Raw genomic sequence first — 12,393 nt, forward strand, 5'->3', positions numbered from 1 at the left:
GTCCCCATCGTCTAGAGGCCTAGGACATCACCCTTTCACGGTGAGTACAGGGGTTCGAATCCCCTTGGGGACGCCAGATTCGCAAGTAGTCAAGCAAGTAGCAGTGTAAATAACAGGTCGGGGTGCAAAGCAGCGCATTCAGGACAGATTTCTGTCCCCATCGTCTAGAGGCCTAGGACATCACCCTTTCACGGTGAGTACAGGGGTTCGAATCCCCTTGGGGACGCCAGACCGGCTGAATCAGCCAACAACAAAGCCGCCTGGTAACAGCGCGGCTTTTTTGTTTTCCGCCGCTATGCCAACGTTACTCATTTTTTCGCTTATTCATGCCACTGCCTACCGATCACACGCCATCTCTGGCCATCTTCTGCAAAGTCGTCGACAACTACGGCGATATCGGCATTTGCTGGCGTCTGGCGCGGCAGTTGTGCGGCGAGCATGGCGTGGCCGTCACCTTGTGGGTCGATGATTTGTCCAGTTTCAAGCGCATCTGCCCCGATATCGATGTGCGCGCCGAAGTGCAGCAGGCATCCGGCGTGACGGTGCGGCACTGGCGCGGCCAGGATGGCGTGTTTGTGCCCGGCGACGTGGCCGACATCGTCATCGAGTTTTTTGCCTGCGACATTCCGCCCGGCTATATCGCCGCCATGGCGCAGTGTGCGCCGCACCCGGTGTGGCTGAACCTGGAAGGCTTGACGGCGGAAGAGTGGGTCGAGGGCTGCCATGCGCTGACGTCGCCGCGCCACGGCATGATCAAGCATTTCTTCTTTCCTGGCTTCACGCATAAAACGGGCGGCTTGCTGCGCGAGGCGGCGCTGGACGAGAAAAGGCTGGCGTTCCAGGCTGATGCGGGCGCCATGGCGGCATTCCTCGGGCAGTTCGGCGTGACGCCGGCAGAGATGGCCGCCTTGAAGGTATCGCTGTTCTGCTACCCGTCCGCCCCCGTCGCCGAGCTGTTTTCGGCCTGGAAGGCGGGAAGCGAGCCCGTGGTGTGCCTGGTGCCGGAAGGCGTTGCGTTCGATGCCGTTCAAGCCTTTATCGGCGACGATGCGGCTATCGCTGGCGCGGCCCGCACGCGCGGCGCGCTGACGGTGCGCATCTTGCCCTTCGTGCCGCAGGACGATTACGACCGCCTGCTGTGGGCTTGCGACGTCAACCTGGTGCGCGGCGAGGATAGCTTCGTGCGCGCGCAATGGGCCGGCAAGCCCTTCCTCTGGCATATCTACCTGCAAGATGAAAACTTGCATCACGTCAAGTTGCGTGCATTCCTGCAGCGTTATGCGATCGACGCCGAGGGGCCGATCGCCAGCCTGGTGCAGGCGGCGCTGGCCTGGAATGGCGCCGGCGCACAGGCGCTGGGCTGGGCGGCGCTGTGGCCCGCATTGCAGGCCGACATGCCGCGCATCGGCGCGCGCGCGCAGGACTGGCAGCGGCAGATGCAAGCCCATGGCGATCTGGCAAGTAACTTGCTGGCGTTCGCCGGTGCGACGAGATAGGCGCTTGCCAAAAATTAAGGTAAAATGCCCGGTTATTTCTAACGTATTTTTAACCGATCAAACGCAAGCTTGCGGCGCTGATGGCTCCGAAGCGGCAGATGGTCTTCATGCAACCCACTTTTTACGTACATTCCTATGAAACCCGCAAAAGAAATTCGTGTTGGCAATATCATCATGGTCGACAGCAAGCCAATGATCGTGTTGCGTTCTGATGTCAACGGTTCGAGCCGCACGGGCTTCACCTACAAATGGAAGATGAAAAATCTTCTGACGAACACCCCGATGGAAAACGTGTTCCGCGGCGACGACAAGTTCGACGTGGTCGTTCTGGATAAAAAGCCAGTGACGTACTCCTACTTCGCCGATCCGCTGTTCGTCTTCATGGACGCCGAGTACAACCAGTACGAAATCGAAGAAGAAAACCTGGGCGAAGCGCTGAACTACCTGAAAGATGGCATGGAATGCGAAGCCATTTTCTACGACGGCAAAGCCATCTCCGTTGAACTGCCTACGACCATCGCCCGTCAAGTGGTGTACTCGGAGCCTGCAGTCAAGGGCAATACGTCGGGCAACGTCCTGAAAGAAGCCAAGATCGAAAACGCCATCGACGCGCACCGCCACACCGTGCAAGTGCCACTGTTCGTTGCGCAAGACGATGTCATCGAAATCGACACCCGTACCAACGAATACAAGCGTGTCGTACGCAACTAAGAGAGCGTCATACTGCGTTGCATGCGGGGCCTGGCGAATGCCGGCCTGGCTTGCCCCAGTTGTCGATCATCAAGAAACGCTGCCTTCGGGCGGCGTTTTTTTTGCTTAAAAAATAATTCCTTATCGCAACTATTTGCTGGCCAGGACTGCTATGCTATGGCAAGCACACTGTTGCGTTAGCAACATTGAAGTTCTCTGGAGATAGCATGCAGCGCAGTCACCTGTTATGGAATGGCCCATCCCGGGGCGCGACGCCTGCCGTGACGGCTGTTCCGGCACGCGCCTCGCGTCCCGTGCTGGCCCGTGCCACGGCGCCAGCCAGCCCCATGGCCCATTTGCTCGATGCCGGGGTCTTGCCGCAGCAGCAGATGATGCAGGCGGGCAAGCTCAGTTCGCATGCGCTGACGTCGCAGTACCTGGCGCGCATCCGTTCGCTGTGCAGCATCGGCGCGCGCGCCTATCCCGGCATTGAAATCAATCCCGACGCCTTGAAAATTGCCCTGGAAATGGACCGCGAGCGGCAAGGGCGCAAGGTGCGCGGCCCCTTGCACGGCATCCCCGTCGTCTTGCGCGATAATATCGCCACGGGCGACCGCATGACGACGCGCACGCAGGCGCCGGCGGCCACGCATGCGCGCTGCGATTCCTTCGTCGCCGCCCGTTTGCGCGCGGCCGGCGCCGTCATCATCGGCAAGAGCAATTTGCGCCAGTGGGCCGCTGTCAGCGTGCCGCATGCGAGTGCCAGCTGGGCGGGCCTGACCATCCTGGCCGTCGACAGCGAGGCGGACGGCTCCATTGTCGCGCCCGCCTCCACGTGCGGCCTGGTCGCCATCCAGCCGACGGGCAGGGCAGCCGCCGGGCAGGCGGGCGAACCGGCCGCGGCAGGTCCGATGGCGCCCAGCGTGCGCGAGGCGGCCTGGCTGCTGGCCGCCCTGTGCGGCGATACGGCGACCCATGGCGCAGCGCTGGATGTTGCTGGCCTGCACGGGCGCCGCATCGGCGTGGCGCGCGGCCTGTTTGGCCGCTGCGCCGCGACCGATGCCGTGATCGAGCAGGCGCTGCAGGTATTGCGCGGGCAGGGCGCCGAACTGGTTGAACTGCCGCCGGCCTCCGTGCCGGGCGCCATCGAAGAATTGCTGCGCGCGCAGGCGCTCGATGCGCTGGTGGGCCCCACGTGCCACGCCGTGCCGCCGGCGCATGCCATCCAGCCGCAGATCACGGTACCGGCCGGCGCCGTGCGCGGCTTGCCGGTCGGCCTGTCTTTCATCGGGGCCTTGCATGCCGAGGCGCAGCTGATCGCCATGGCCTATGCGTATGAACAGGCGACCTTGCACCGGCGTACGCCTGCGTTGCCGTCCAGCATTACCCTGGCGCTGCGCCTGCCATGATTTATCCTTTCTTTTCGTTCTCTATTGACCTCCTATGCTTGCAACTTTGCTGCTGAGCGCGGCCGTGACTGCCGCTCCCGTACCGTTCGATGTCACGCAATTGTCGGGCAGCTGGTCCGACAGCTTCAATACGAATAGCGTGTGCGACGAAGCACGGCACTTTACGCGCATGCAGTTGTCTGATGATCATCAGCGGCTGGCGATCTTCAATGACCGTACCTGGAAAAGCAAGCTGGGCGAGACCAACCGCTTTGCCGCGACGGTGATGGCGGAAACGGAACGCAGCCTGACTTTGCGCTACGACAATGAAACCCGCACGAATGCGAATGGCAAGCTGGTGGAGTGGCAACTGATCTTCGTCGCCCCCGGCGTGTACCGCTGGCGCGAGACGGACTGGCCGGAAGGCAAGGTCAACGGCGTGGTCGGCATCCGCTGCTCGCCGTGATGCCGTGCCAGGGGTAAACATGCCATTCTGCTATGCTGTGCGCATTATTTGTTGCTTTCAGGAGATTTCATGCACGCACGTTCGCTAGTCCCCCTGTTCGTCAGCGCTGCCATGGCGCTGGCCGTCATGCCGGCGCAGGCGCGCACGCCCAAACTGTCGCTGATCGAGCAGGCGCAGAGCTGCGACGGCAGCTCGGCCTGCCCGTATTTCCCTGAGGTCTACAAGGCTGACTACGCATTTCGCACCGCCTTCAATGTGGGCTTGAAGAGGGCCGGGCTGAAGAAGCAACGCTGGGTGCCGAACGGCGTGACGAGTCCGCTCAAGCCCATCGAAATCGATGGCAAGGCGCTCCTCCTGACGAGTGTCTGCGAGCCGCACAATTGCGGTCACCGCTACAGCATCCTGTATGACCCGGCCCAGCGCAGCATGACGGGCGTGTATATCGGCAGCGACGACAAGGGCGGCGTGCGCACCGTGTACTTCGGTGAACCCAGCATCGCGGAAGCCGACGTGCTGATCAAGAACTGATGAAGGCGAGCATGCGCATCTCCACCGACCGCGGCGAGCTCGATGTCGCCATGATCCATCGCTACCTGAGCGAGCAATCGTACTGGAAGCGCGGCGTGGCGCTGGAAACGGTACGCAAGGGCATCGACAACGCCCTGTGTTTCGGCGGCTATGTGGATGGCCAGCAAGTGGCCTTCGCCAGGGTCATCACCGATTGCACGGACTTTGCGTACTTGCGCGACGTTTTCGTGCTGCCCGCCTGCCAGGGCAGGGGATATGGCAAGCAATTGGTGGCTGCCGTGCTCAATGACGAACGTTTGCGCGATGTTGCCTGGATGCTGGGCACCGATGACGCCCATGGCTTGTATGCGGGCTTCGGCTTCGCGCCACTGGCGGCGCCACACAAATACATGCGCCGCGAGGCGCGAGGAAAATTATCAAAATAGCCTTTAGGTGTCAAGAGAACCATTAACATTATTATACATAATAATGTTGCCTTGATAATGACGTTGTGTCATTATGCGCGCTCTGCGGCTCGATGTGGAGCGTTGCCTGCTGTCGTTGTGGCCATCCGGGTCGAACGGAGGCGGAACTGAAGTGCGGTTGGTCATCCCTAGCGCGTTTTCTCGTCACTTTGAAGGAATACATCATGAAACAATATGGAGCCGAGTTTCTCGGTACGTTCTGGCTGGTGCTGGGCGGCTGCGGCAGTGCGGTGCTGGCCGCCGCCTTCCCCGGCCTCGGTATCGGTTTTGCCGGCGTGGCGCTGGCGTTTGGCTTGACGGTGCTGACGATGGCCTACGCCATCGGCCACATCTCGGGTTGCCACCTGAATCCCGCCGTGTCGATCGGCCTGTGGGCCGGTGGCCGCTTTCCCGCCAATCAATTGCTGCCCTACATCATCGCGCAAGTGCTGGGCGCCATCGTGGCCGGCGGCGTGCTGTACGTGATCGCCAGCGGCCAGGCCGGTTTCGACGTCAGCAAGGGCTTTGCCTCGAACGGCTACGGTGCCCATTCGCCGGGCGGCTATTCGATGCTGTCGGCCCTCGTCATCGAAATCGTCCTGACGATGTTCTTCCTGATCGTCATCCTCGGCGCCACCGACAAGCGCGCCCCGGCCGGCTTCGCGCCATTGCCGATCGGCCTGGCGCTGACCCTGATTCACCTGATCAGCATTCCGGTCACCAATACCTCCGTCAATCCGGCCCGCAGCACGGGCGTGGCGCTGTACGTGGGCGACTGGGCCACGAGCCAGCTGTGGCTGTTCTGGCTGGCGCCTATCATCGGCGCCTTGCTCGGTGCACTGGCTTACCGCCTGATTTCCGGCGAGAAGAAGTAAGGCGGCTTAGTCCGCAGGGCGTAAGCCGACAGCCAGCGCAGCTTGTCGGCTTACGCGTGGCCTTGCCGCGCTAAGCCCAGCTACGCGCCGCGCCATTCGCCCAGGTAATGCTGCGGCGTGCGTCCCAGGATGCGGCGGAACATGGCGCTGAAGGCGCTGGGGCTGGCGTAGCCGAGCGCATAGGCGATGGCGGCCACGCCTTCGCCCCGGTCCAGGCGGCAGAAGGCCTCGGCCAGGTGGACTTGCTGCAGCCATTGACGGTAATGCAAGCCCGTTTCCTTGGGGAACAGGCGGATCAGCGTGCGCGCGCTGGCGCCCGCGTCATGGGCCCAGTCCTCGATGCTGCGCCGGCTGCCGGGCGCCGCCATGATGGCGGAACAGACGGCCACCAGACGCCGGTCGCGCGGCCAGGGGATGGCAATCGGCACGGTGTCGGCCAGGGTCAGTTCGGACAGGATCAGGTGCGCCAGCCAGTCGCCGCGGCCCGCCAGCGCGTACTCGACGGGCTCGGCCAGCAGCGCCAGGATCAGCTCGCGCAGCAGCCGGCTGACCTCGAGCACCTTGCAATCGGGGCCGAACGGGGTGGCCACCTGCGCATCGATGTACACGGTGCGCATGCTCAGTTCGCTAAGTATATGGACTTCATGCACGACGCCGACCGGTATCAGCAGGGCGCGGCGCGGCGGCAATATCCACACGCCGTGCTCGGCCGTTACGCGCATCACGCCTTCGGTGGCGTACAGCAGCTGGGCCCGCACATGATTGTGCGGCGCCGTATGGTCGCCCGCCGCGTATTGCTTGGACATGGCCGTCACGGGGCGCGGCACGTGCTGGTAGTCGTGCGCATTGGTGCTGCGGCTGAATGGGATGCCGTCCGGCTGGGCCAGGACAGGGTGGTCGGTATGCATGTGTTGTCTGTCGCCGGCCAGGTCGCCGCGCGTGTCTCAGGGTTGTCACTTAAGCGACGATTATTGGAAGTTATCAGTCCAGCGACCATACTATACTGCTTTCTTTGCCGGGCCGCCTGCCGGGCCCGATCACTGCGGATGAACCATGCACACAACCACACCTGCCCCGACATTGGCCACGCCGATGCCGGCGGCCCCTGCGCTCCATAATTCCCAACAACAATCAGGCCTGGCCATGCACATCCTGGGCGCCGTCGCCTTCGTGCATTTGCTCAATGACCTGATCCAGGCATTATTGCCGTCGATTTATCCGATGCTGAAAGCCGAGTTTTCACTCAGTTTTACCCAGGTCGGCCTCATCACCCTGACGTTCCAGTGCACGGCATCGCTGCTGCAGCCCTGGATCGGCTTGTACACGGACCGCCGTCCGCTGCCATTCCTGTTGCCTGTTGGCATGTGCTTTACCCTCGCCGGCGTGCTGATGCTGTCCGTCGTCACGACCTTCCCGACGCTGCTGATCGCCTCGGGCCTGATCGGCGTCGGCTCCTCGACTTTCCACCCGGAAGCATCGCGCGTGGCGCGCATGGCCTCCGGCGGGCGCTACGGCTTTGCCCAGTCGCTGTTCCAGGTGGGCGGCAACGTCGGCTCCGCGCTGGGCCCGCTGCTGGCGGCCGCCGTCATCGTGAACCGTGGCCACGGCAATATCGCCTGGTTCAGCCTGCTGGCCGTGCTGGCCATCGGCGTGCTGTACAAGGTCAGCCACTGGTATAGCGGCCACCTGGCCAGCTTCAAGCCGAAGGCGGGCGGCCAGGGGCCCAACCTGTCGCGCAATAAGGTGATGGGTGCGCTGGGCGTGCTGGCGCTGCTGGTGTTCTCGAAGTACATCTATATGGCCAGCCTGTCGAGCTATTACACGTTCTACCTGATCGACAAGTTCCACCTGTCGCTCGGCGATGCCCAGTTGTATTTGTTCCTCTTCCTCGCCGCCGTGGCGGCGGGCACCTTCATGGGCGGCCCCATCGGCGACCGCATCGGCCGCAAGCGCGTGATCTGGATTTCCATCCTGGGCGCGGCGCCATTTACCCTGTTGCTGCCATATGTCGACCTGTTCTGGACGGCCGTCTTGACGGTGATCATCGGTTTCGTGATTTCCTCCGCGTTTTCCGCCATCGTCGTTTTCGCGCAAGAACTGGTGCCGGGCAAGGTGGGCATGATCGCGGGGATCTTCTTCGGCCTGATGTTCGGCGTGTCCGGCATCGCGGCCGCCGCCATGGGCCACCTGGCCGACGTCTCGGGCATCGCCTATGTCTACAAGATTTGCTCCTACCTGCCGCTGCTGGGCATCCTGACGGTGCTGCTGCCGCATATCGAGCAGGCGAAAAAATAACACAGCGCCGCCGACGGGCTTGACGGCCCGCCGGCGCGCATGCGATATTCTCCCTCATGACCTCTTTCATCCTCCATCCAGTCCCTGCATACCGCGCCGCTGCCGCGCTGTGTCCGTGTACCTGGCCCCGGGAGGATGCGGCCTTGCGCCGATAAGTTTTTACTCCTCATTCCGATGGCCACAGTGTTGAAAGACCTGTGGCCATTTTCTTTTTCCGCAACGCGCATGAAAGTCCCGCATGACACTTCATTTGTACGACACGTATAGCCGCAGCCTGCGGCCCTTCGAAACCATCGCCCCGGGCCAGGCGGGCCTGTATGCCTGCGGCCCCACCGTGTACGATTACGCGCATATCGGCAACCTGCGCACCTATCTGTTCGTCGACGGCTTGCGCCGCGCGCTCGAGTTCAACGGCCTGCAGGTGCGTCACGTGATGAATATCACGGACGTGGGCCATTTGACGTCGGATGCGGACAGCGGCGACGACAAGGTCGAAGCGCGCAGCGCCCGCAGCGGCAAGTCGGCCTGGGATATCGCCGCCGCATTCACGCGCGCGTTCGAAGACGATCTGCACCGCTTGAATATCCTGCCGCCCACCGTCTGGTGCCGCGCCACCGATCACATTCCCGAGCAGATCGCCTTCATCCGCGACCTGGAAGCGAAGGGCTATACCTACCGTACTAGTGACGGCATCTATTTCGACACGACGCGCCAGGACAGCTATGGAACACTGGCGCGCTTGCAGCGCGATGGCCTGCAGGCGGGCAAGCGCGTGGAGTTGGGCGAGAAGCGCGATATCTGCGACTTCGCGCTGTGGAAGTTCAGCGGTGCGCCGGGGCAGCGGCAGATGGAATGGGACAGCCCCTGGGGCCTGGGCTTTCCCGGCTGGCATATCGAATGCTCGGCGATGGCGGAAAAGCACCTGGGCGCGTATTTCGACATCCATTGCGGCGGCGAAGACCATGTGGCCGTCCACCACAGCAACGAGATCGCGCAGACGGAAGCGCGCCATGGCACGCGCCTGGCCAATTTCTGGCTGCACGGCGCCTTCCTGAAGACGCAGGATGCGAAGATGTCGAAATCTTCCGGTGACTTTTTGCGCTTGCATAGCCTGCTGGAGCAGGGCGTCGATCCGCTCGCCTACCGCTACCTGTGCCTGGGCGCCCATTACCGCAGCAGCCTCAATTTCACGCACGATGCCTTGCGCGCCGCCGCCAGCGGCCTGGCGCGCCTGCGCGCGACCGTACATGGCCTGGGCGAGGCGGCGGGCGATGCCGATCCCACATGGCTGGCGCGCTTCGCGGCACAGCTCAACGATGACCTCAATTACCCGCGCGCGCTGGCCGTGGCCTGGGAACTGCTGAAAAGCGATATGCCGGATGCCGTGAAAAAGGCCACCATGGCCCGCTTCGATGCGGCGCTGGGACTCGACCTGCTGCGCTGGCGGCCGGCGTCGGCGGCCGTGCCGGAGCAGGTGCGGGCGTGGCTGGAAGAGCGCGCCGTGGCCCGCGCACAGCGGCTGTGGTCCGAGGCGGACCGCCTGCGAGAACTGGCGCGGGCGGCCGGCTACGAGATCGAGGATACGCCGCAGGGCCAGCAGGCGCGCCCCTTGTGAGCGTGTGGCCGTATCCGCGCCGGCCATGCATAATGGCCGCCTGATGGAAACGGGAGATGCCGTGAAGCGTGCTGTGCTGTTGTTCAGTTGTTGTCTTGCCTTCTCGTCCGCGCAGGCGGCCAGCGAATGCCCGGGCTTCCCCGTGCTGGCCACGTCCGGCGAGGCGCTGCTGGCACAGGTGCGCGCGCTGCCGCCCGTCGGCATCGACCGCGAACGGCAGGCGTGCGCGCCGCAGACCGTCATCGACTTCGCCTACAGCGGCGGCACCTTGTGCCGCTTCGGTGGCGTAGCGGAAGCAGCGACGGCTGCCGTCACGCGCCTGGCCGACGGCAATGAACTGGTCGAATACCTGTACCTGTTCCCGTATGCGCCGCAGACGCACGCGCGCCTGCTGGCGCTGCTGGCCGCGCACTTTGCCCGGCTGGACAAGGCGGCGTATCCCGCCTTCCTGCGGGCCGCCATGCCGGGCAAGGAAACCACAGCCGTGTTTGCGCACGACGGCTACTATATTTCGCTGGGCAAGCCCAGCGACGGCGATCCGGCCGGGTGGTATTCGAATGTGATCTTTGAAAAGAGGGATAAGCCTGCGCTGGGCGTGCGCAAGACGTGCAGGGACGCGTCCGATGACTGAGGCGCAGGCCTTGCCGGCGGTGCTGGCCGATACGCTGGCGCACCTGTTGCCGGCCTTGTCCAGCGGGCAGCCGCACGCTCCCGCAGGCGTGTTCGAGGTGCGCCAGGATGGCCACCTCCTGCGCATACCGTTGCGCACGTATTATGGCCGCGAGCAGCTGCTCGCTTGCACGCGGCTGGCTGGCGACGCGGGCGTGATCGCCCTGTGCCTGGGCACGCGCCACCATGACGGCCACTTGCGCGAGCACTGCGTGGCGCAGCTGTTGCGGCAGGAGCGGCCGTGGACGGTGCCGTTCCTCGTGCACCTGTGCGGCGAATACGTGCTGGAGATCGTGGAAAGAATCGGGGCGGCGCTGCCGGCCTGGAATGCCGATGCGCTGGCGCGTTATCTGCGGGAGAACCCCGCGTATGTCGCGACCCTGGAGCGGCGCGCCGCCAGCTACTGGAACTGCTATTACCGCGGGCGGTATCCCGCCTGGGCAGGCTATCCGGGGCGCAGGGTCATGGCGACCCTGCGTGCCTTGCAAAGCCTTACGCCTCGATAAAGCGCATCTTGAAGCTGCGGCCCTTGATGTTGCCGAAGTCGCGCCCCAGGGTATTACCCGCGTTCAGGCGCTTGAAGGCCGCTTCGGCCACGTTGCGGTCGAGCGCCACATAGGTCATGAACTCGAACACGTTGATCTTGCCCACCTGCTCCTTGGTGAGGCCGGCGTCGCCCGTCAGCGCGCCCAGCAGGTCGCCCGGACGCAGCTTGTCCTTCTTGCCGCCCATGATGCACAGGGTGACCATCGGCGCCGGCAGCGCCTCGGCGCCGTCGTCCTCGTCCAGTTCCTTCAGCGCGTGCCATTCGGCGGCGCTGTTCTGGTATTGCTCGATCAGCTTGACCCATTTCTTTTCGTTCGGCGCGCACAGCGACAGGGCCAGGCCCTTCTTGCTGCCGCGGCCCGTGCGGCCGATGCGGTGGATGTGCACTTCCGTATCCTTCGAGACGTCGACGTTGATCACGGCGCCCAGGTCGGAGATGTCGAGGCCGCGCGCGGCGACGTCGGTGGCCACCAGCACGGAGCAGCTGCGGTTGGCGAACAGCACGAGGATTTCATCGCGCTCGCGCTGTTCCAGCTCGCCGTACAGGGCCAGCGCGGAAAAGCCTTGCTGGCGCAGTTCTTCTGCCAGTTCGCGGCAATGCACCTTGGTGTTGCAGAAGGCCAGTGTCGATTCCGGCTTGAAGTGCTTGAGCAGCTTGCCGACGGCCGCATTGCGCTCGTCGAAGCCGATTTCATAGAAGCGCTGTTCGATCTTGTCGTTGTCATGCTGCGCTTCGACCGTCACTTCCAGCGGGTTGACGAGGAACGACGCGGTGGCGCGGCGGATGTCTTCCGGGTACGTGGCCGAGAACAGCAAGGTCTGGCGGCGCGCCGGGCAGGCGCTGACGATGCCGGCGATTTCCTCGTAAAAACCCATGTCCGTCATGCGGTCCGCTTCATCGAGCACCAGCGTTTGCACGTGGTTCAGGTTGATGGTGCCGCGGCCCAGGTGATCGCGCAGGCGGCCCGGCGTGCCGACGACGATGTGCGCGCCGTGTTCCAGCGAAGCGATTTGCGGGCGCATCGGCGCGCCGCCCGTCAGGGTCAGGATCTTGATGTTGCCGGCCGCGCGCGCCAGGCGGCGCAGTTCATTGGCCACCTGGTCGGCCAGTTCGCGCGTGGGGCAGAGCACCAGGCCCTGCACGGCGAACCAGGCCGGATTGAGCTTGTGCAGGATGCCGATGCCGAAGGCGGCGGTCTTGCCGCTGCCCGTCTTGGCCTGGGCGATCAGGTCGCGGCCGTCGAGCACCGCCGGCAGGCTTTGCGCCTGGATGGTGGTCATCTCGTGATAGCCGAGCGAGTCCAGGTTGGCCAGGAAGGCGGGCGTCAGCGGCAGGCTGGAAAAAGCGGTGGTAGTGTCGGAGGTGGTGTTCATAGGGGGCG

At 63.9% G+C, this 12,393-nt stretch carries 13 protein-coding genes and 2 tRNA genes; 13 read left to right on the forward strand and 2 right to left on the reverse strand.

Annotated features, from left to right (window positions below; genetic code table 11):
* The 9 genes from AC1RDJ_RS26430 to aqpZ all read left to right on the forward strand — a co-directional run bounded on the left by AC1RDJ_RS26430 (position 1) and on the right by aqpZ (position 5,886).
* Positions 1-76: transfer RNA gene (locus tag AC1RDJ_RS26430), tRNA-Glu, on the forward strand.
* A 77-nt stretch (positions 77-153) separates the two neighbouring features.
* Positions 154-229, forward strand: a tRNA-Glu gene (locus tag AC1RDJ_RS26435).
* A 97-nt stretch (positions 230-326) separates the two neighbouring features.
* The gene (earP, locus tag AC1RDJ_RS26440; protein WP_493029214.1) at positions 327-1,496 is read left to right on the forward strand and encodes an elongation factor P maturation arginine rhamnosyltransferase EarP; all 1,170 of its coding nucleotides are present in this window, start codon (positions 327-329) and stop codon (positions 1,494-1,496) included.
* Between the two features lie 135 nt (positions 1,497-1,631).
* A complete protein-coding gene (locus AC1RDJ_RS26445) occupies positions 1,632-2,207 on the forward strand; it encodes an elongation factor P (RefSeq protein ID WP_034778059.1) in 576 nt (191 codons plus the stop codon).
* A 206-nt stretch (positions 2,208-2,413) separates the two neighbouring features.
* Positions 2,414-3,595, forward strand: coding sequence for an amidase family protein (locus tag AC1RDJ_RS26450; RefSeq protein ID WP_493029216.1), 1,182 nt, complete (start codon positions 2,414-2,416; stop codon positions 3,593-3,595).
* 34 nt (positions 3,596-3,629) lie between these two features.
* Positions 3,630-4,040: a hypothetical protein gene (locus AC1RDJ_RS26455; protein ID WP_289889074.1), complete on the forward strand. Its 411-nt coding sequence runs from the start codon at positions 3,630-3,632 to the stop codon at positions 4,038-4,040.
* Positions 4,041-4,109: 69 nt separating this feature from the next.
* Positions 4,110-4,568: an Ivy family c-type lysozyme inhibitor gene (locus AC1RDJ_RS26460; RefSeq protein WP_071324447.1), complete on the forward strand. Its 459-nt coding sequence runs from the start codon at positions 4,110-4,112 to the stop codon at positions 4,566-4,568.
* Between the two features lie 11 nt (positions 4,569-4,579).
* On the forward strand, positions 4,580-4,993 hold the full coding sequence (locus AC1RDJ_RS26465) for a GNAT family N-acetyltransferase (protein ID WP_493029218.1): 414 nt from the start codon (positions 4,580-4,582) through the stop codon (positions 4,991-4,993).
* 203 nt (positions 4,994-5,196) lie between these two features.
* Entirely contained in the window at positions 5,197-5,886 is a 690-nt protein-coding gene (gene aqpZ, locus AC1RDJ_RS26470) for an aquaporin Z (RefSeq protein WP_071324445.1), read from the forward strand.
* 80 nt (positions 5,887-5,966) lie between these two features.
* Here aqpZ and AC1RDJ_RS26475 read toward each other — a convergent pair whose 3' ends face one another.
* Positions 5,967-6,794: an AraC family transcriptional regulator gene (locus tag AC1RDJ_RS26475; protein ID WP_493029219.1), complete on the reverse strand. Its 828-nt coding sequence runs from the start codon at positions 6,792-6,794 to the stop codon at positions 5,967-5,969.
* 235 nt (positions 6,795-7,029) lie between these two features.
* On the opposite strand from AC1RDJ_RS26475, the gene AC1RDJ_RS26480 reads away from it, so the two are divergent.
* From AC1RDJ_RS26480 to AC1RDJ_RS26495, 4 genes are all read left to right on the forward strand, one after another.
* Complete coding sequence (locus tag AC1RDJ_RS26480; protein WP_071326577.1) at positions 7,030-8,181, forward strand: MFS transporter; 1,152 nt, start codon at positions 7,030-7,032, stop codon at positions 8,179-8,181.
* A 238-nt stretch (positions 8,182-8,419) separates the two neighbouring features.
* The gene (cysS, locus tag AC1RDJ_RS26485) at positions 8,420-9,796 is read left to right on the forward strand and encodes a cysteine--tRNA ligase (protein WP_493029221.1); all 1,377 of its coding nucleotides are present in this window, start codon (positions 8,420-8,422) and stop codon (positions 9,794-9,796) included.
* Between the two features lie 61 nt (positions 9,797-9,857).
* Positions 9,858-10,427, forward strand: a complete 570-nt coding sequence (locus AC1RDJ_RS26490; protein ID WP_493029223.1) for a hypothetical protein — start codon at positions 9,858-9,860, stop codon at positions 10,425-10,427.
* The gene (locus tag AC1RDJ_RS26495) at positions 10,420-10,971 is read left to right on the forward strand and encodes a hypothetical protein (RefSeq protein WP_493029224.1); all 552 of its coding nucleotides are present in this window, start codon (positions 10,420-10,422) and stop codon (positions 10,969-10,971) included. The genes AC1RDJ_RS26490 and AC1RDJ_RS26495 overlap by 8 nt, the downstream gene beginning before the upstream one ends.
* On the opposite strand, the gene dbpA is transcribed toward AC1RDJ_RS26495, so the two are convergent.
* Positions 10,958-12,385, reverse strand: coding sequence for an ATP-dependent RNA helicase DbpA (dbpA, locus tag AC1RDJ_RS26500; RefSeq protein WP_289889067.1), 1,428 nt, complete (start codon positions 12,383-12,385; stop codon positions 10,958-10,960). The genes AC1RDJ_RS26495 and dbpA overlap by 14 nt on opposite strands.
* Positions 12,386-12,393 lie beyond the last annotated feature (8 nt).

The organism is Janthinobacterium sp. GW822-FHT07H10 (assembly GCF_058798675.1).

What these genes read in the sequence shown, in the direction of transcription:
- earP (WP_493029214.1), top strand. Translation starts at nt 327, where the DNA reads ATGCCACTGCCTACCGATCACACGCCATCTCTGGCCATCTTCTGCAAA.
- AC1RDJ_RS26445 (WP_034778059.1), top strand. Translation starts at nt 1,632, where the DNA reads ATGAAACCCGCAAAAGAAATTCGTGTTGGCAATATCATCATGGTCGAC.
- AC1RDJ_RS26450 (WP_493029216.1), top strand. Translation starts at nt 2,414, where the DNA reads ATGCAGCGCAGTCACCTGTTATGGAATGGCCCATCCCGGGGCGCGACG.
- AC1RDJ_RS26455 (WP_289889074.1), top strand. Translation starts at nt 3,630, where the DNA reads ATGCTTGCAACTTTGCTGCTGAGCGCGGCCGTGACTGCCGCTCCCGTA.
- AC1RDJ_RS26460 (WP_071324447.1), top strand. Translation starts at nt 4,110, where the DNA reads ATGCACGCACGTTCGCTAGTCCCCCTGTTCGTCAGCGCTGCCATGGCG.
- AC1RDJ_RS26465 (WP_493029218.1), top strand. Translation starts at nt 4,580, where the DNA reads ATGCGCATCTCCACCGACCGCGGCGAGCTCGATGTCGCCATGATCCAT.
- aqpZ (WP_071324445.1), top strand. Translation starts at nt 5,197, where the DNA reads ATGAAACAATATGGAGCCGAGTTTCTCGGTACGTTCTGGCTGGTGCTG.
- AC1RDJ_RS26475 (WP_493029219.1), bottom strand. Translation starts at nt 6,794, where the DNA reads ATGCATACCGACCACCCTGTCCTGGCCCAGCCGGACGGCATCCCATTC.
- AC1RDJ_RS26480 (WP_071326577.1), top strand. Translation starts at nt 7,030, where the DNA reads ATGCACATCCTGGGCGCCGTCGCCTTCGTGCATTTGCTCAATGACCTG.
- cysS (WP_493029221.1), top strand. Translation starts at nt 8,420, where the DNA reads ATGACACTTCATTTGTACGACACGTATAGCCGCAGCCTGCGGCCCTTC.
- AC1RDJ_RS26495 (WP_493029224.1), top strand. Translation starts at nt 10,420, where the DNA reads ATGACTGAGGCGCAGGCCTTGCCGGCGGTGCTGGCCGATACGCTGGCG.
- dbpA (WP_289889067.1), bottom strand. Translation starts at nt 12,385, where the DNA reads ATGAACACCACCTCCGACACTACCACCGCTTTTTCCAGCCTGCCGCTG.